The following is an 18,282-nucleotide window of genomic DNA, read 5'->3' as shown; positions in this document are numbered from 1 at the left end:
AAAAAAACGGCTGACCTAAGCCAACCGTTTCTGAGTGAATTTAGAAAGAGCGTCCAAAACGCTTAAGCGTGTTGCCCATCATGTACGCCTTCTGCAAATTCTTCAACTATCTTATCATTAAAAGCAGGTAAATCATCGGGTGTGCGGCTCGTTACCAGGCCCTGGTCTACAACAACTTCCTCATCTACCCAATTTGCGCCTGCATTAATTAAGTCCTGCGCTATATTTTTAACTGAAGTCATTTTTCTGCCTTTAACTACATCCGCATTAATTAAAGTCTGTGGCCCGTGGCAAATTGCACCAACAGGTTTCCCTGCGGCAAAGAATGCTTTTACAAAGGCAATCGCATCTTCATTAACCCGCAGCTGATCGGGATTAATTACACCACCAGGAAGAACAAGGCCCGAATAATCATCCGCATTAGCTTCGGTAAGAGTTTTATCAACCTCAACTTCAATCGACCAATGGTCATGAGCCCATGCTTTTATCTTGCCACTTTTTGAAGAAATAATATGAACAGTTGCGCCTTCTTCTTTTAATCTCTTAACCGGTTCAGTTAATTCTACCTCTTCAAATCCACTTTCTGAAAGTACTGCTATATGCTGATTATTTAATTGTGCCATAATATATTTTTAATAGGTGATTATATTATAGACAGCTGTAATAAAATTTTGTTTTAAAATTGTAGATAAAAGGGACTTATGTATCGGCTAATGGTAAGCTTTTTTGTTTTTTAATTTTGAAAAACTTCTTAATCGGTTTTAGTATTTTTTGCTTATACACACAGTGGTAACTTAACAAGCCGAATAAAGTTCCTATAAATACGCCAAATACTACATCCTGTAAAAAATGCTGCGCAAGATAGATACGCGAATAGCCAACAGTAACCGCTACGATAAAGCAGGGGATACAGAGTTTTTGTTTTTTAAAAATGAGTATTAATATCGTGGCCAGGCAAAATACTGAAGTAGTATGACCCGAAGGAAAAGCATTTGAACCATGCAGGGTAACGCCGGGAATAAAATGGCCATATTCAAAAGCCATATTTTCAAAATATAGTTTTGGCCTTGGCAAAAGAAAAATCCTTTTTAAAGCTAGTGTAGCCACTCCCGAACTTAAATAACCCAACAGTAAAGTTGCAGCCTTTTTCCTCTTTTTAAAAGCGATGAAAATAATAACAACCGCTATAAATACTAATCCATCACCTAAATGAGTATAAAAAATGAAAAAATTATTAAGCCATTCGCAATGAAAGCCGTTTAAAAGAACAAAACTTTCTTTTTTGTTTAGTATTAAGCTTATTCCTAAAAAAATAAATAGGGTTATGGAGGTTAGCGTAAAATACAGGTGATGTTTTTTGATCAGGCGTAACATATTTTCTAAATATGTCACAAAAGTATCATGCCAATATTAATATAGTTTAAACCTATAATTACGAAAGAAATCTATAAGATTAATCGTTTGTTCTGCGGTGTTTTATAAAATACAGCGCCAGGTTACCTGCAATAATAAGGTGGTTAAAAATATTCGGAATAAGCCCGTAATACTTGGTGAATATTGAAAAGCGCTCTTTCAGACTTTCGCGATGTTTTTTCTTGCTCATTCCTCCAACTAAGTACTTGGCTACATAGCGGTGCACATTAACAATGCTCGATGCCTTTTTAGTGGCTTTAATAATCCAGTCTATATCAGAACTGTATTTATATTTTAAATCGTATGGAACTAAAATGCTGCGGCGAATGTAAATGGCCTGATGGCTGATATTCATTCCAAATTTAAAACTTGTCCAGTCGAATTCTTCAGGGGCTTCGTGCCTGCGGCGGCCTAAACTTTCCCAGTTATCATTAAACATTTCAGTTTCACCATAATAAATATCTGCACCTTCGGCTGTATCAAAAATCTCTTCAACAGTATTTTCGTCATAAATTTCATCTCCAGAATTCATAAATAAAACATAATCGCCGGTGGCTAAAGCTAAACCTTTATTCATGGCATCGTAAATTCCTTTATCAGGTTCGGAGATAATTTTAGAAATGCGATCTTTATATTGCTGTACAATTTCCAGCGTACCGTCCGTAGAAGCGCCGTCAATAATAATGTATTCTATTTTTTTATACGTTTGATTTAATACAGAGTGAATTGTCCGCTCAATATCGCGGGCATTATTGTATACAATGGTAATGACTGTTAGTTTGGGCAAGGGAATTTATTTTGGATTGCAGTAAATTTAATAAACATTGCTCAAATTTTTCTGCCTTCAGGCGAAAATGAAATTTGGCAAACATTATTTTTATGTTGAGGATAAAAAGCGCCGGCAGCCCTTGGAACTGTCGCCCAAATAATAGAAAATCCTTTTTGCTTGAGTACAAAGAATTTTTTGCCGATTATTTTGGTTGCAAATCTATCAGTGCTTTATAAAGGTCGATGTGCTGTTCTGCAACTACTTTTTCTGAGAAGTGTTCTAAGATCGATCTTCTGGCCTCCTTTTGAATTTCTTCCTTCTGGTCATCGTGATACAGCCATTCAATGCCATTGGCTAAATCTTCAGCATTTTTATATTCGGCAAGATATCCATTTTGTAAATGCTGAACCATATCTGGTATTCCACCGGTTGTAAATGCAACTACAGGAGTTGCACAGGCAAGGCTTTCCATTACGGTATTGGGTAAGTTATCTTCCAGCGAAGGTGTTATAAAAGCATCGGCAGCCGAATAGCATTTTGCTAAATGATCATCCTTATTAATGGTGCCCAAAAAGGTGGTTTTAAAAGGAAAGGTTGGCATTTCTGCATTTTCCTTATTGCCAAAAATTACGAGTTCTATGTTTTCTTTTTTTAAACCGGGCCTTTTAGATAAGATTTCTAAAGCTTCAATTAAGTAAGGTGTTCCTTTATGTTTATCGTTTTTAGAGGGCATAAAACCACTCATCAAAACAAATTTATCAGGATTTATTTTTAATATTTTTTTTGCTTCGGCTTTAACATAAGGTTTAAAAATATTGGTTTCAATGGTATTTGGAATTACGGAACTTTTTCTGGTGCCCAGCAGGCTGCTAAACTTAACTGATGCCGCCATCCATGTACTCGGCGCAACTATATGAAAGTTAAGCTCGGTATAAGCCTTTTGTTTCCGCAGCCAGGTTTTATGTGAAATATCGTGATCACCACTAATTTTTAATACCGGACAATTTCCACATTGGTGATGAAAATTTTCGCACCCATAACGTACATGACAGCCACCAGTAAAGGCATTGCTATCGTGAAAGGTCCATACAACAGGTTTTTCCAGTTCATCAAGTTCTGCAAGAAACTTTGGTGTTAAAAAACCATGGTTTACCCAGTGGAGATGGATGATGTCTGCATTTTTAACATCAGGATGTTTAATTATAGAGCGTCCAAACCATTGCAGGCTAAAAGGAGTTTTTACCGATTTGCTTAGCCACTTGGAAAAATATCTTTCGGCTAAGATGTTATAAACGGCCTTGGCCTTAGCAACAGGACTTTTGCTAAAGGTATCGATTTTCGGATTTTGCCCGAATTTGTAATAAACAAGCACTTTAGATTCCACGCCAGATGCTTTCAGCGCATCGCTCAATCGTAGGCAAGCCCTGCCTGCGCCCCCGTTTCCATCATAAGTGTTTAAGTGTACTACTTTCAAATCGATCAAAAATACATTTTATTGTTTAACCCTGCTATGGTAGCTAAGTTTACAAGATATAAAAATAATTAAACGTAAAAATATCAAATCTCTTATTCTTTGTGTTTCTTTGGGCTTTGAATTATTTTAAGACATGACAAATTTATTAACTGACAGGGCTTTTTGGGTAAATTATTGGGAAAGTAAAAAGGGGTTGGCGGTTCAATTACCATCAAATTACTTATTTCATCATCAACTTGCAGATTTAGTTAGTAAGAATCATATTAAAACCGCTATTGAATTGGGTGGTTTCCCAGGTTATTATGCCGTTTTTTTAAAAAAATATTTAAAGCTTGATGTAACCTTGCTGGATTATTTTGTTCATCCGCCTGTGGTCAATGAACTTTTGGAGAAAAATAATTTAACAGAAAAGGATATTCACATTATTGAAACGGATTTATTTAATTACGAGCCAACTCAGCAATATGATTTGGTTTTAAGCTGTGGATTAATAGAGCATTTTAATGATACGGCAGATATTATTAACCGCCACATTGCTTTCGTAAAACCTGGGGGAACCTTATTTATTACTTTACCCAACTTTAAAGCGGTAAATGGCTGGTTTCAGCGCAATTTTGATAAAGAGAATTACGATAAACACAACATCAACAGCATGAACCCGGCTTTATTAACTTCTATCTGCGAAAAAGCAGGCTTAAAAGAGATTAAGGCTGGTTACTTTGGTAAATTTAGCGTTTGGCTTGAAAATGAAAAGGAAAAATCAGCGGGGGTTCGCTTATTTAAAAAAGCGGTTTGGCTGACGGGTAAAGTTTTTACTAAAATCATTCCTTTTGAGAGTAAAAGTTTGTCGCCCTATATTATATTAGAAGCGAAGAAAGTTTAATGGTATTTGCCCCTTAATAAGCAAACACCATTAAACCTGCATCAAAGCATATCGTTGTGGGGAACGTGCGTTACAGCTATGCTTTCTTGTAAAGTGCAAACTCGCTTAAAGTAATACAAACCGGCGATTTGGTAATGTTTAGCCTAACCTTGGCTGAAGTTACAGGTGTTTCAAGTTTAATTAGTTTTTTAGCACCGATGGCTTCGCCTTCATAAACCTTTTTCCATCCGCCATTTTCAAAAACCTCTACATTAAAACTTTCAATTCTTTGCCCTAAGGGAATATATTCCTGCAAACTCACAATGTCAAAAGTTTTAGGTGTTTTTAAATCAAGCTCTAAGCTGGCCGTATGAATCTGATCTGCGGTTGCCCAGTAAGTTTGTTTATTATTATCTGTAAGTTTAGCACTGCCAAAGTTTTTACCACGCGTATTGCTTGCTTTTACAATTGCTCCTTTTGCAAGGTTATTGGCAAATGTATGTTTAACAAGGTCTCCAAAGCCCTTTAAGGCCGCAACATCATCATTATGTAATTGTCCACGCGTATCAGGTGCGAGGCCTAAATCTAAACCAGCCCCGTGCCCAACACTTTTTAAGTATAAATCAAAAAGCATTTCAGCCGTTTTAGGCTTTTCATTAGCATGATAAAACCAACCTTTTCTTAAAGGAACATCACATTCTGCAGGCATCCAGAATTTGCCATTTCTAATGCCCATAGGGCTTTGCGGATAATTAGCCTGACCAGGAACAGCTACGCTCTTTCCTTCGGGCGGAAGTGGTGTAAAAGTAGCCCAACTGTTTTCTGCTGCAGTACCGTCTTCACTGCCTACCCAACGTATATCGGGGCCAATATCACTAAATATATTTGCCATGGGTTGCATTTTCCTGGTAATTGCCCAGGTGTTTTTCCAGTCGTAATAGGTTGTATTATCAATAGAACGTTTTTCTTTAGCACCGCCATAATAACCGTCTCCACCATTGGCGCCATCGTGCCAGCTCATAAAAAGCTCGCCATAATTGCTGTATAATTCTTTTAACTGCGCCTGATAAATGGCTAAGTACTTATCTGTGCCGTAAAGCGGATTGTTTCTATCCCAGGGTGAGCAATATACACCAAACTTTAATCCGTTTTTGCGTGCAGCTTGTTCAATTTCTTTTACTAAATCACCCTTTCCATTTCTGAAAGGGCTTTTAGAAATGTTGTACGAAGTTGTTTTTGTTGGCCAAAGGGCAAAGCCATCGTGGTGCTTTGAAACCAGGATAATTGCTTTTAAGCCACCATCTTTCGCTGCTTTGATAATTTGCTCGGCACTAAAATCTGTAGGGTTAAATGTTTTCGGGTCTGCATCTCCAAAACCCCATTCTTTATTTTCAAATGTAGTTGGGGTAAAATGAATTAAGCCATAAACTTCCACATCGTGCCAGGCCAATTGCCTTTTTGAAGGTGTTGCGCCATATGGTTTAGGTGCATTTTGTGCAAAAGAAGCGGTGCTGCCAAGAAGCAATAATAAAAAGGTTAGAATCTTCATCCGGTTATAGATTTGAATTTCTAAGGTATAGATTATTAAAACTAAAAAATTGGCATTTTATTCAGCTTTTCTGTCAAGAAACGTTTAACACGATCCCATAGATTTCCTTTTCTATTGGCCAAAAAGCTTTTAATGGCCTGATAGGCTTCAGTATTTTCTGCTATTACATCAGGGAATTGAGTAATTGGCCTGGGATTGATAATCACGTTATAAATGTCGTTTATACCCGAATGTACCCCAGTTCCATCATGACCGATATTGTTTACAAGAGATTGTGATGGATTAAGTGTTAAGCCTCCTTTTAAAAAAATGGAAGCATACCAGCGAATGGCCCAGCTGTTATTTTTACCCGCTTTAAATTCCTGCATTTGTTTCCAAAAATTCATGGTTTTATCAATCGAGAATGCATTCTTTTTTTTGCTGTCAAACTGATTGATGAGTATATCTATATTGGGTTCGAAATTTTTCCAGGCTCTTTCCCAGGTCGCCCATCCCCAACTGGTTGCTGCCCTGTAGAAAAAAGTTTGTGGCAGGTTTTCTGCCAAAGGATACATGTAAGCACCAATGTGCATTACTTTTTCTTCATTGCGGTACCGATTCAATGCATCGTTAAAATAAGTTAAGGTATGTGGCGACGTAACCAAATCATCCTCCAAAACGATAACCTGTCCGTAATCCTTAATTAATTGAGATACGCCCGCAATAACCGAATTTGCCAATCCCGAATTTTCTTTGCGTTCGATAATTTTAACCGATTTAAAGCCGTCTATTCCATTAATAATCGCCCTTACCTCGGTAACTTTCTGCGCATCTTTTTCTGTTTTTGCACCATCAGAAAATATGTATAAACGACTATCGGCCGCCAGTTCATTTTGCTGCAAAAATTTTAACGTCCTTGAGGTGTGTTGCGGACGGTTGTAAACGAAAAGTGCAATAGGGGCGAGGTTTTGCATGGATTAAAAAATATGCAGGTTATGATCAGATTTTTTGGTTAAAACGGTATATGCATTTGCAAACTGTTCCTTTTTCTTTTGCCCCAGTAGATTACCCAAAGCTTTTTTGATTCGGTATTCTAATTCTATTTTTAAATTTTTGGCAAATGTTTTTGGTGCTTTTCTATTGATAAACTCATTAAATTTTACCGTTTCAGTAGCCGTCATAGAAACTTTATCCTCTATAATTTCCAAACCTTCACTTTGCAGTAAAAACCTTAAAGATGTTGGCGTATACATATTAATGTGGCCATAATCGAGAAAGTGTTTCATTCGTTTATCAATGCCAAAGCGATAATCCTTTGGCACTTCTACAACTACATATTTAGCTACTCTTTTAAGTTCCCGAAGTAAAATTCTTTCATGTTCAACATGCTCTAAAACGTGTGCAAGTATAACGAGGTCAAAACTATCATCGGCAAACGGAATTTTATATCCGTCAAAAGTTTTAGCTTCTTTAAGGTTGGTCAGTTTCCGGTCAAGAATTAAATCAACACCACTTTGAGCAATTTCAAGGGCATAAATTTCAGGTGCAAAATTCCATTCGTTTAAAAAATGAAGAATGCTGCCATCGCCGGCCCCAACTTCAAGTACTTTTTTTGGTTTTATACTTTTGCAAACATCAATAATGTTTTGGGCTTTGTATTTTGCACCCAGCATGCGCCAGGCTACATCGCTTTGCGTATAAAAATTATCGTAGGCTGTTTTTACTTCTTCGCTTAGCATGTGTTAACTGGAGATTATATTCCTAAACAATTATTTGTTTTGTAAAATACAGAAGTTGCTTTCTCATAAAACAAACCGGGAGAAATGCCGCTAAAGCTGATTTCTTTAAACCCTTTTTCTTTTAATAATAGTCTGGCCGCATTGTAAACCTCACGTTCGCTATCATCTAAAACTAAAACACCTTCAGCTGATAAAGCTTCAATACTATACTTGCAGCAATTTACACGATCACGACCGTCGACAATGATGATGTCGAACTTCTTATTTAGTAAAGTTGCCTTTTTAGCATATTCGCCATCTTTTTCGAGGTGACAGAAAATCATCTCTGCATTAGATGGACTTGTGTTTTTTACATTTTCAAACCAGTTCTTGTCGTGCTCTACTGAAGTAACTGTTGCTGCCCTTTCTGCATAAAATAAAGTAGAACTACCCGATCCATATTCAAAAATATGTTGTGTTTTATTGATTCGTTCTTTAATAAAATCTATAAAGGAATAAGTAACCCAGGGTAATGCCTTCCCGTTTCCGTCAACAGCCTGTTTTTTATCAAAGGCCGTAAACCATCCAATGCTGTTTAAATAGCCTTTATGACCATATGATAGTAGTGCTTTAAGCCTTGCGGGCTTTGCAATTAAATTTGTTAGTGCTTTAAGATTGCTCAACGTTTAAATATTTTTTGAAATGCTGTGACCAAAAATAATGATTTTAACATCATTATACCTTGTTGACGAGTTTTTGGAATTAATAAAAGATAAAAAGTAGATACAAAACAGGCTATTAATGTCGCAATTGAAGCACCTACTCCTGCATATTTTGGGATCAGCCAAAGATTTAGGAGGATATTTATCAGCGCGCCTGCGGCTGTTCTGTAAAATGAAATTTTGGTATAACCCTCTGCAACTAAATATTGAGAACTTGCGGTTCCTAAGAATACAAAAATACCTGACCAGATGTGTATGGATAGCATTGGCCCTGCACCGTCGTATTTACCTTTATAAATAATCTGAATAATATCTGAAGCAAAAAAACTTATAAATAATGCAACCGGTATGCTTATAAAAACTAATAAATCGTACAAGTTTCCAAGGCGTTTTTGATACCGGTCTAAATCTGTTTTACGGGCATTTAATAAGGCCGGAAACACGGATGTAACGATCGCAACTGGTATAAAATACCAGGCTTCGCTTAGGTTTTGAGCTGAACTGTAAATTCCTATAGCTTTACTGCCCACACTTTTAAGCATAACCACATCTATTTTCATATAAATGGTTACCATTACCGCAGAAAGAATAAGTGGTGATGACTTCTGTAGCAATGATTTTGCCCTTTGTTTATCAAATTTCCAGTTAAAAATATTTAAACCTCTTTTCTGATAAACCATAATCAGGCCTAACGCTAAAATGAATCCATCTAAAACGTAAGCCAAAACGATATAAATTAAAGGAAGATTTAGCGTAATAAGTAAAATTTTAACTGCTGAAGTAATGATCAAACAGATGTTTTGTACCTGAACGACATATTTGGATTGAACCTGCGACTGAAAGTAAGCATCGATTACATTAAACGATTTGAAGAAGGAGGCGAGGGCCAACAAACCAACTAATAAGGTTAATGGTTCGCCTGGGCTGGGGGTTAAGTGGTGGCTAATTAAATAAATTGCTACAGCAACAGGAATAAGTAAAGCATTGGTTGCCATTCTAAGCCATAAAGAGGTGCCTAAAATTTCATCACGCCTGGATGGTTCCTGGATAATTTCGCGAATGATAAAAGTATCAAGCCCCAAGGCACCAACAGCGGCTAAAATTGCCACGAGAGATAGACCAAAACTTAAGTCTCCAAATAATATGGGGCCTAAATAACGGGCAATTAAAAGGTTTACAATAAGGCTGAGTGCCTTGCCGAACATTAACCAACCTGCATTTTTAAAATACTTGTTAAATGCCTCCTCATCAAAACCTTTTATGGTGGGTATTTTCATTAGCGCAAATATGTGAAAAATGCTTCAGGTTTTTATGTTAATGGGGCACCCACCGCAATATCGCAACGGTGACCGGTTTCGCCATGTTTGGGATTTATTTTTATGCTGTTCTTTGTTTCAAGGCTGTTGTCAATTTTAGCAGGCGATACCCTCACTTTTGGCGTTTCTGCTGGTTTAGAATTTAACGGAACACCCACAGCTAAATCACACCTATGCCCTGGATCACCATGTTTTGGATTAAGTTTCTGCGATTTATTATTACCTGTAACCGCAGGTATAGTAACGGCTGGAGAAGGTGTTGAAGTTTGCGAAGGGGTTAAGCCTGGTTTAGCAGTAACACGTTGATTAAGAGGGGCACCAACAGCAATTGCGCAATTGTGGCCAGGTTGCCCATGTGCAGGATTGTATATTAAATTACTCGTTAACTGGTTTACAGGCCCCGAAGTTTTGGTCGGTTGTAATCCAGAGATTCCGGTTGGTGTTGGTGTAATAACCTGAGGTGCTGGTTTATTATTGTTGCAACTACAAAAAAGAACAATTGCCGCTAAATAATAGAGTTTTTTCATTTGTTTGATGGTTATACTCAAATATGCGAAAATTAACCCTGATCCTGAAAACTCTTTTCTATGCGGCCAAGTTGCTTTAAGTGGTGTTTTAAATGAATTTCTATAAAACGAAACCATTGTTTGGCATTTAAATAGCCCAGGCGCGGGTGCTTAGTTTTGCTTGAATTATTCGAATTTGCAATAGAGCCATATACCGCTGCTAATTCTTTTTCAAATTGATGGATAAAGTCAAATGCCTCCGCTTTGCTGATTTTTTTAACCCTATCCATTAATCTTTTTGGTACCTTATATTTTTTTGCCGGAGGTAAAAACCCCAGAAATAGAATCACTTTTACTGCAAAAGCCGTTGGTTTATCTTCTCCTTTATTAGTTAAACAATGCTGTAAAGCCATTATAGAGAGTAAGCTCGAATCGAAGATGTGCGAATACACTTCACTATAACTCCAGCCATTAATTGGCGGGGTAGTTTGATAAACTTCCTCCGAATAAACAGATAATTTTGCTTTGTAAGCATCAACTATTTTTTGGATAGATGAATTGACTTTTGCTATATTCATTTAATAAAGATATCGAATTACTGTTTTGCTATGAACTCCAAAAATGAGTTTTTGTAGTTAAAGAATTCAAAAACGTCAGAAAGCGTGAAATAATTCTGCGGGTCTGCAACGTCTTTGTATAATGTTTTGGCCGTTTCTAATCTGTTCTGATCAAAAGTATAAGGTTTTAAAAGTATTCTAACCTGCGCTGATGAAAGCGATGCATTTTTACTAACCGCACTAATTAACCGGGTTCTGTCATTATCAAAACTCTCTTTTTTGTATTGATCGTAAAATTGCTGAAAAGCCTCAGAAGATAATAGCCTGTAATTGCGGTCGGGGAATGAAATTATTGGTGGAACAATACCTGTATTAAATGCGTCTGTATAATCGTCAAAATCATTTAAGGCATACTGGCGATTTCTATATATGTTTAATTCTTTGACAATGCTGAGGCCATCTCTTTTGGAATAATTTAAAATTATCCGCTGATCGGGATTGGTCCGCACTTTTCTCTTATACAAAGTTGTATTGCCTTGTATTATAGACAGGGTGGGTGCTGAATTGTAAACATCATAAAACCTAAAACGACCGTTTGCCGAGCCAACAAATTCATTGTCCAGATATACGGTGTAGGTACCAGGTGCTTCAATTTGAAGAAAAACTTCTGATTTTCCTTGACTGCCTTGCGCAAACGCGAAGTTAAAACTGATCAGTGCCAGTCCTAACAGGATGATTTTTTTCATAATTACTTGTTTAATTTGTGTGTGTGTTGCGTATTGCCAAACAAATGCCAAAATCAAACAATTGCAGATCCATTTAAAATAAAAGGAGTAATTCTTTGAGGTGCGTAATTTCCTGCTTTACATTTTCAGGCTTTTCTTTTTTTAACGGGTTAAAGAAAATAGCCTCCATTCCAAAGTTTAAGGCACCATAAATATCGGCCTCTAAACTGTCGCCAATCATAATGCTTTCTTCTTTGCTGGCCTTGGCTACATCTAAAGCGTGTTGAAAAATTACCGGACTGGGCTTATTAACACCCACGTCTTCGGAAATAATAACATGATGAAAATAAGGGTTAAGATTAGAAACCTTCATTTTGGTTAGTGTTGTTTCTTTAAACCCGTTTGATATAATGTGTAGGGTATATTTTTGTTGTAAATAAGCTAAAACTTCTTCAGCGGCTTCAAATAAATTGGTTTTTGTTGGCGAAATATTTACATAATCATCTTCGAACTGATGCGGAACAGCATCTGGATGAATGCCCAATTGAATAAAGGTTTTGCTAAAACGCTCCGACCTTAAAAAATCCTTGGTAATTTTTCCAAGATGATAATCTGCCCAAAGCTGATGATTGTTTTCTGTATAAGTAGCAATAAAATCGGCACAGGAAGTTAGGCCGAGATTATTTAAATCATAAGCATGGTAAAGTTCGTTTAGTGTTTCTTCAGCATTCCGGTCAAAATCCCAAATGGTATGATCTAAATCAAAAAAAATGTGTTTTTTCATTGGGAATGTGGTTGTTTTCTAATTTCTGCCAAAGATAGTTGCTATTACGCCTGGTTTAGAAATAATCTGAAACTTTTACATGTATGTTGTGAGGGAGGAGTAAAAAGAATAGTCACTATATTTTTTCTCCATACGCAAGGTCACCGGCATCGCCTAAACCTGGAACAATGTAAGATTTGCTGGTCATCTCTTCATCAATTGCACCAAGCCATAATGTAGCTTTTGGTAAATGGGCCCTTACATAGGCCACGCCTTCAGCGCTTGCAATGGCAGCAACGATATGTAAGGCTGAGGGTTTATAGCGGTTAATTAGTTCTTTGCAGCACATCACCATACTTTGCCCCGTAGCCAACATTGGATCTGCCATAATTAAAACTCTTCCATCCAAATCAGGCGTAGAAACGTAATCCATTTGGATTACAAAATCGCCGCTTTTCTTTACTTTTCTGTAAGCCGATATAAAGCAGCAATCAGCCTGGTCGAAAATGTTAAGTAAACCTTGTTGAAGTGGAAGTCCAGCCCTTAAAATAGTCGCTAAAACGGGTTGCGATTCCAATACTTCGCAATTTGAAGTACCCAGCGGAGTGGTTACTTCCCTAACTTTATAAGAAAGTGTTTTACCAATTTCATAAGCGAAAAATTCTCCTACACGTTCCAGGTTTTTTCTAAAACGCATCGAATCTTTTTGTATTTCTATATCGCGAAGTTCGGATACAAAAGTATTCGCTATGGATTTGGTTTTGCTAAGGTTAAAAATCATAATCAGTTTATCGGCTAAAATAATGATTTAATTAAAGCCACCTGTTGTAAATTTAATATTTCTGTACTACAGGTTTAGAACATATTAATTACCTGCATGTTTCAACATTTCTTTAAATAGGTTTTTTAGTTTTTTAACCTTTAAATTATTCGATAAGCTTTTTAACTGCCAGCTGCTGTAAAAAGTACCATCAACAAACCTAACAATGGCTACATATTCTTCTACCAAGGTTAAGGCTTCTTTGGCGGGCAAATGCTCCAAAGCAGTATCGGTAATGCAATAAGGCTTAATGTTTAACGGGGTAACCTTTTCGAGCTGTAAATCGTACCAGTTAAAAGCTGTGCAGGTACCGGCTCTGAAACCAGGTGTATTGGCATAACCCATTGAATAATCTGAGGTAATGCCCGAATTTAAAAGTTTTAAATAGCAGGTCGGGAATTCCAATACTTCCAGTTGCTGGCTCATTAAGTTAACCTTTGCCGGATAGAGTTTTTTAAGTTTAAGTATGGTATCCTTAATGGAAATGGCTTTCTGACTTTCATTGGCGCATGGTCTTAACAAACCCACCGCCTTATCGTCTAAGTATTTTGAAATTTTATCTTTCTGGATAAATTCTATAGGAACATTTGGAAATTCGATAAAATAAATCGGATGATTCTTTTTGCTCTCAAAATATTTTTCAACTTCTGTAATCAATAAATCATGGTTAGCACTTAAACCCGTGGCTTTATCAAACCTGGAATTGAAATATTCTGTTTCCTTTTTAAAAATCGCCTGAAAAAAGAATTTAGTCTTTAATAAAAACCCATCGGGGGCAGTTGGTAATATTTTAAAGTTTATGGTTGGATGATGGCTAAAGCTTTTGTCGTGAAATTTAAAAGCCGGATATTTTTTCCTGATCATGTTTTTTAAAATCAGTGCCCAGCCATCAATAATGGGTTTGTCGAGCAATTTCCATTTGTGCTGGTAACTTTTCGACGGTTTAAAATCTTCAGCTGATTTTTTATGATGCAGGTACTCCTCAAATCTGCTAACGAGGAAGAATGATGCTGCAAAAACATCAAAAGGCAGTGCAGAGCCCTCAACAGGAAAAGGAACCTCATAATCGCCAAATGTGGTTGTTTTTAAAGTAAAATCTTCAACTTTGTTTGAAAAAAGCAAGCCCGTGCTTTTAAAAAATAATTCATCGCCCAATGGCTGATCACCATAACTGATTTTAGCGTGATCGCTCTGCGAAAAATATTGGCTGTTCCCGGTAAACTCAACCTCGGCTTTTAAAATATCCTTAAATATAAAATTAAAGATATATTTTATCCTGGGTGTTAACGTGGAAGAGAAAATGATCAAGTGCATAACTTATTTAAACAATAGGGACGTATAAATTAAGGTTACAAACAATTTTACATGACAAATATTATCTTCCTCGTCATTTGTTTGGTAATGTACTTTAAATTAAAGTTAACGTTTTATTAAAACGGATTAATATTTAATACAAAGATTATAATTAAAAGTTTGCTGTAAAGCTTTTGTCTGGATAAAGAATCTTACCACTTTTTCGGTTTCCGTTTTTAACAACATGCACAATGCTCATTTGATCATCGAATAAATCGTATAAAATGGTATTGTTAACCTCAACGGATTTAACCGCAGCTATTTTCTCAATTTCTAAATAAATATTTGTTGCCTCGTGGTCTATCTCAAAGCCAACATAGCTCAATGCAACTATTTTTCCGTTGACTTTAATTTGTAAGTGAGTAGTCAGGTATTTTTTAACCAGATCGTCCATTGCAATTTTCATCGCTGGTTTGGAAAGGTCTGTTTTTTGCTTGTACAATTTAGATAGGATGGATTCAAAATCATCTGTAAAAATCCTGCAACTTACTTCAAGTGTTTTATCCTTGGCATTAAAATTTACTTCAGTTGTACTTACATGAAGAGGGTGTTTATACTCTTTTGTTAATGTTGAAAGCAGAAAAAGCAGAAATAGGGTAACAAATTTGGTATTTAACAGTTGCATTAGGGCAATTTTAAATTTTTTGTAATTAAAATTTTAATTTTAAGCATTCAAAAGTACTAAAGCTTATTAATATAAAGCTAAATTTAAAAAATGCCCTTACAAGATTTTATTTTTTACTTCAAATTAGGTTGGGAACACATCATAAGTTCGGATGCATTGGATCATCAATTGTTTATTTTAGCACTTGTAGCCATTTATAGTTACAAAAATTTAAAACAGGTGTTAATTTTGGTTACAGCTTTTACCATTGGGCATTCTTTAACACTTTTGTTAAGCGTTTTAGATATCATCCGGTTTGAAAGTAAATGGGTAGAGTTTTTGATTCCCTGTACCATTGTTTTAACGGCTGTTAGCAATTTGTTCAGGAAAAATTTTTCCATGAAATCCGTAAGAATAAACTATTATCTGGCTTTGGGTTTTGGCTTAATTCATGGAATGGGTTTTGCAAATTCAATCAGGATTATGCTGGCAAAAGATCAAAACATTGGCTGGGGGTTATTTGGTTTTAATGTTGGGCTGGAGGCCGGACAAATATTTATGGTCATAATTATTTTAGCCATAACATGGATTGTTTTTAATTATACACATATAAAAAGATTGAGTTGGGTATTATTTATATCCGCAGCCGTATTTAGCCTGGCTTTAAAAATGGCTTTAGAAAGAATTCCAATTTAAACAAACATAGCATGAATAAACTGTTTACGCTGACTGGCCTAATGATTTTTTCAGGAAGCCTGGCTTTTGCCCAAAACATTCAGAATAATCCCGGTAGCAACCACGGGAATAAATTTGAACAACTTGGCACCATTTTGCCAACACCAAATGAACAACGTACAGCCAGCGGTGCGCCTGGCGTTAAGTATTGGCAACAACGTGCTGATTATAACATTAAGTGCGAGCTGGATGAGAAAAATTTACTGTTAACTGGATCTGAAAGTATTACCTATACCAATAATTCTCCCGATCCGTTAACCTATATCTGGTTGCAGCTTGATGAAAACCAGCACAGTACGGATAAAAGTGCAAATTACCAGGATGCCACTAAAATGCCTGCTTACGGAACCACGCAAAGCATAGATCAGCTGAGTAGCAAAACCAATAATGGTTATGGAATTAACATCACGAAACTGACCGATGTTACGGGTAAAAAATTAAGCTATACCGTAAATAAAACCATGATGCGGATTGATTTGCCCGTTGCTTTAAGAACAGGACAAAAATTTATCTTCAATATTGATTGGAACTATAAAATTACCGATCGAATGAGCGTTGGTGGCCGGGGCGGTTATGAGTTTTTCCCTGCTGACGGTAATTATTTATTTACAATGACGCAATGGTATCCCCGTTTATGCGTATACAGTGATTTCCAGGGCTGGCAAAACCATCAGTTTACCGGCAGAGGCGAATTTGCTTTGACCTTCGGAGATTTTAAAGTACAAATGACTGTTCCTTCAGACCACCTGGTTGGATCAACGGGTGAGTGTATTAACTATAGTGCAGTTTTAAACCCTACACAGTTAAGCAGGTACAATACGGCTAAAACAGCATCGGCTCCAGTAGAAATTCAAACATTGGCTGAGGCAAAAACTGCTGAAACCAAAAAAACTACCACAAAAAAAACCTGGGTATTCCAGGCTAATAATGTTCGCGATTTTGCCTGGACATCTTCCCGGAAGTTTATCTGGGATGCCATGCCACAAAAAATAGCCGCAAACAATAATACGGTGATGTGCATGAGTTTTTATGGAAAAGAGGCCTACAACTTATACAGCAAGTTTTCTACCCGTGCCGTAGCCCATACCATTAAAACCTATTCTGATTTTACCATTCCTTACCCTTATCCTGTTGCACAAAGCATAGAAGCCGCAAATGGAATGGAATACCCAATGATATGCTTTAACTATGGCCGTACAGATGCCGATGGTACCTACAGCGAAAGCACTAAAAATGGTATGCTGGGTGTAATTATACATGAAGTTGGCCACAATTTTTTCCCAATGATTGTAAATAGTGATGAACGCCAATGGACCTGGATGGATGAGGGTTTAAATTCTTTTGTAGAATACCTGACCGAAGAGCTTTGGGACAATACTTTTCCAAGTAAAAAAGGCCCGGCATACACCATTGTAGATTATATGAAGTTGCCAAAAGATGAGCTGGAACCAATTATGACCAATTCTGAAAATATTGCCCGTTTTGGACCAAATGCTTATTCAAAGCCTGCTACAGGTTTAAATATTCTTCGGGAAACGATTATGGGTAGAGAACTGTTTGATTATGCTTTTAAAGAATACGCCAGAAGGTGGGCTTTTAAACACCCCGAACCAGCCGATCTTTTCCGCACCATGGAAGATGCCAGTGGCGAAGATTTAGATTGGTTTTGGAGAGGCTGGTTTTATGGTACTGATCCATGCGATATTTCTTTGGATAGTGTAAAGTTTGCCAAAGCCGATTTTCCAACTACAATACCTGCTGCAAGATCGAGAATGGTAAAAATAGACAAACCTGCCGTAAATGCTTTTGATGATCTTTCCAAGATTAGAAACAGGGCAGATAAAAAAATAAACTTTTACGTAGATAAAAATCCTGCAACTCACGATTTTTATTACAACTATGATAGAGGTTTAGTTACTGTAGATACCACAACGGCTATAAAAACCGAAATGACTGCTCCATTTGAGGTCGTTGCAAGTGGCGATCAGCAAAAATATGAAAATAAGTATTTTTACGAGCTGAGCTTTAGCAACAAAGGTGGGTTGGTGATGCCAATAATTGTAGAATTTACCTATAAAGATGGCACTAAGGAAATTGACCGCATACCCGCTCAAATTTGGAGACACAACGAATTAAAAACCTCGAAGTTCTATGTAAAAGATAAAGAAGTAGAATCGATTCTTGTTGATCCGTTAAGAGAAACCGCCGACATTGATACTAATAATAATACCTGGGGCGGTAAGGCAAAGGAAAGTAAATTTAAAATCTATAAAACTAAAGCAAATGCTGCGGTAAGAGGCCAGTCTGTTGGTCAGAACCCAATGCAAAAAGCTTCCGGAAAATAAGCCGGTTTAAGTTATTAGCGCGCGTGGCATACATTCAATTTATAATCTCGATCCTCTCATAGGACTTGCTTA

19 protein-coding genes are annotated in these 18,282 nt (G+C 36.7%); 3 read left to right on the top strand and 16 right to left on the bottom strand.

The window, feature by feature from the left end:
* Positions 1–62: 62 nt before the first annotated feature.
* The 4 genes from R2Q77_RS02815 to R2Q77_RS02800 all read right to left on the bottom strand — a co-directional run bounded on the left by R2Q77_RS02815 (position 63) and on the right by R2Q77_RS02800 (position 3,665).
* Positions 63–623, bottom strand: coding sequence for a type 1 glutamine amidotransferase domain-containing protein (locus R2Q77_RS02815; protein WP_316802191.1), 561 nt, complete (start codon positions 621–623; stop codon positions 63–65).
* Between the two features lie 76 nt (positions 624–699).
* Positions 700–1,374, bottom strand: coding sequence for a phosphatase PAP2 family protein (locus R2Q77_RS02810; protein ID WP_316802190.1), 675 nt, complete (start codon positions 1,372–1,374; stop codon positions 700–702).
* Between the two features lie 79 nt (positions 1,375–1,453).
* Positions 1,454–2,200 (bottom strand): glycosyltransferase family 2 protein, encoded by a 747-nt coding sequence (locus R2Q77_RS02805; protein WP_316802189.1) that lies wholly within the window; start codon positions 2,198–2,200, stop codon positions 1,454–1,456.
* 184 nt (positions 2,201–2,384) lie between these two features.
* Positions 2,385–3,665, bottom strand: coding sequence for a glycosyltransferase family 4 protein (locus R2Q77_RS02800; RefSeq protein ID WP_316802188.1), 1,281 nt, complete (start codon positions 3,663–3,665; stop codon positions 2,385–2,387).
* Between the two features lie 124 nt (positions 3,666–3,789).
* Between R2Q77_RS02800 and R2Q77_RS02795 the strand changes: the two genes are divergently transcribed.
* Positions 3,790–4,539 (top strand): class I SAM-dependent methyltransferase, encoded by a 750-nt coding sequence (locus R2Q77_RS02795; RefSeq protein ID WP_316802187.1) that lies wholly within the window; start codon positions 3,790–3,792, stop codon positions 4,537–4,539.
* Positions 4,540–4,615: 76 nt separating this feature from the next.
* Here the strand turns inward: R2Q77_RS02795 and R2Q77_RS02790 are convergent, their stop codons facing one another.
* From R2Q77_RS02790 to R2Q77_RS02735, 12 genes are all read right to left on the bottom strand, one after another.
* Positions 4,616–6,067: an alpha-L-fucosidase gene (locus R2Q77_RS02790; RefSeq protein ID WP_316802186.1), complete on the bottom strand. Its 1,452-nt coding sequence runs from the start codon at positions 6,065–6,067 to the stop codon at positions 4,616–4,618.
* A 41-nt stretch (positions 6,068–6,108) separates the two neighbouring features.
* Positions 6,109–7,020, bottom strand: a complete 912-nt coding sequence (locus R2Q77_RS02785) for a glycosyltransferase (RefSeq protein ID WP_316802185.1) — start codon at positions 7,018–7,020, stop codon at positions 6,109–6,111.
* A 3-nt stretch (positions 7,021–7,023) separates the two neighbouring features.
* The gene (locus R2Q77_RS02780; protein WP_316802184.1) at positions 7,024–7,785 is read right to left on the bottom strand and encodes a class I SAM-dependent methyltransferase; all 762 of its coding nucleotides are present in this window, start codon (positions 7,783–7,785) and stop codon (positions 7,024–7,026) included.
* 14 nt (positions 7,786–7,799) lie between these two features.
* Complete coding sequence (locus tag R2Q77_RS02775; protein ID WP_316802183.1) at positions 7,800–8,447, bottom strand: FkbM family methyltransferase; 648 nt, start codon at positions 8,445–8,447, stop codon at positions 7,800–7,802.
* Positions 8,444–9,763 (bottom strand): flippase, encoded by a 1,320-nt coding sequence (locus R2Q77_RS02770; RefSeq protein WP_316802182.1) that lies wholly within the window; start codon positions 9,761–9,763, stop codon positions 8,444–8,446. The genes R2Q77_RS02775 and R2Q77_RS02770 overlap by 4 nt, the downstream gene beginning before the upstream one ends.
* A 32-nt stretch (positions 9,764–9,795) precedes the next feature.
* Complete coding sequence (locus R2Q77_RS02765; RefSeq protein ID WP_316802181.1) at positions 9,796–10,329, bottom strand: hypothetical protein; 534 nt, start codon at positions 10,327–10,329, stop codon at positions 9,796–9,798.
* Positions 10,330–10,361: 32 nt separating this feature from the next.
* Positions 10,362–10,886, bottom strand: a complete 525-nt coding sequence (locus tag R2Q77_RS02760) for a DinB family protein (RefSeq protein ID WP_316802180.1) — start codon at positions 10,884–10,886, stop codon at positions 10,362–10,364.
* Between the two features lie 17 nt (positions 10,887–10,903).
* Positions 10,904–11,611 (bottom strand): DUF4476 domain-containing protein, encoded by a 708-nt coding sequence (locus tag R2Q77_RS02755; RefSeq protein ID WP_316802179.1) that lies wholly within the window; start codon positions 11,609–11,611, stop codon positions 10,904–10,906.
* A 73-nt stretch (positions 11,612–11,684) separates the two neighbouring features.
* The gene (locus tag R2Q77_RS02750; RefSeq protein ID WP_316802178.1) at positions 11,685–12,374 is read right to left on the bottom strand and encodes a YjjG family noncanonical pyrimidine nucleotidase; all 690 of its coding nucleotides are present in this window, start codon (positions 12,372–12,374) and stop codon (positions 11,685–11,687) included.
* 115 nt (positions 12,375–12,489) lie between these two features.
* The gene (gene upp / locus R2Q77_RS02745; RefSeq protein ID WP_316802177.1) at positions 12,490–13,134 is read right to left on the bottom strand and encodes a uracil phosphoribosyltransferase; all 645 of its coding nucleotides are present in this window, start codon (positions 13,132–13,134) and stop codon (positions 12,490–12,492) included.
* Between the two features lie 84 nt (positions 13,135–13,218).
* Positions 13,219–14,487, bottom strand: coding sequence for a DUF7033 domain-containing protein (locus R2Q77_RS02740; protein ID WP_316802176.1), 1,269 nt, complete (start codon positions 14,485–14,487; stop codon positions 13,219–13,221).
* A 151-nt stretch (positions 14,488–14,638) separates the two neighbouring features.
* Complete coding sequence (locus tag R2Q77_RS02735; protein WP_316802175.1) at positions 14,639–15,151, bottom strand: DUF6702 family protein; 513 nt, start codon at positions 15,149–15,151, stop codon at positions 14,639–14,641.
* A gap of 90 nt (positions 15,152–15,241) precedes the next feature.
* On the opposite strand from R2Q77_RS02735, the gene R2Q77_RS02730 reads away from it, so the two are divergent.
* Together R2Q77_RS02730 and R2Q77_RS02725 are read left to right on the top strand one after the other, a co-directional pair.
* Entirely contained in the window at positions 15,242–15,826 is a 585-nt protein-coding gene (locus R2Q77_RS02730; RefSeq protein WP_316802174.1) for a HupE/UreJ family protein, read from the top strand.
* An 11-nt stretch (positions 15,827–15,837) separates the two neighbouring features.
* A complete protein-coding gene (locus R2Q77_RS02725) occupies positions 15,838–18,210 on the top strand; it encodes a M1 family metallopeptidase (protein ID WP_316802173.1) in 2,373 nt (790 codons plus the stop codon).
* Positions 18,211–18,282: the final 72 nt, after the last annotated feature.

This window comes from Pedobacter nototheniae (assembly GCF_032678625.1).
GTDB classification, from domain to species: domain Bacteria; phylum Bacteroidota; class Bacteroidia; order Sphingobacteriales; family Sphingobacteriaceae; genus Pedobacter; species Pedobacter nototheniae_A.
The sequence above is the reverse complement of the archived record's forward strand: the minus strand, read 5'-3'. Positions and strand labels throughout refer to the sequence as shown.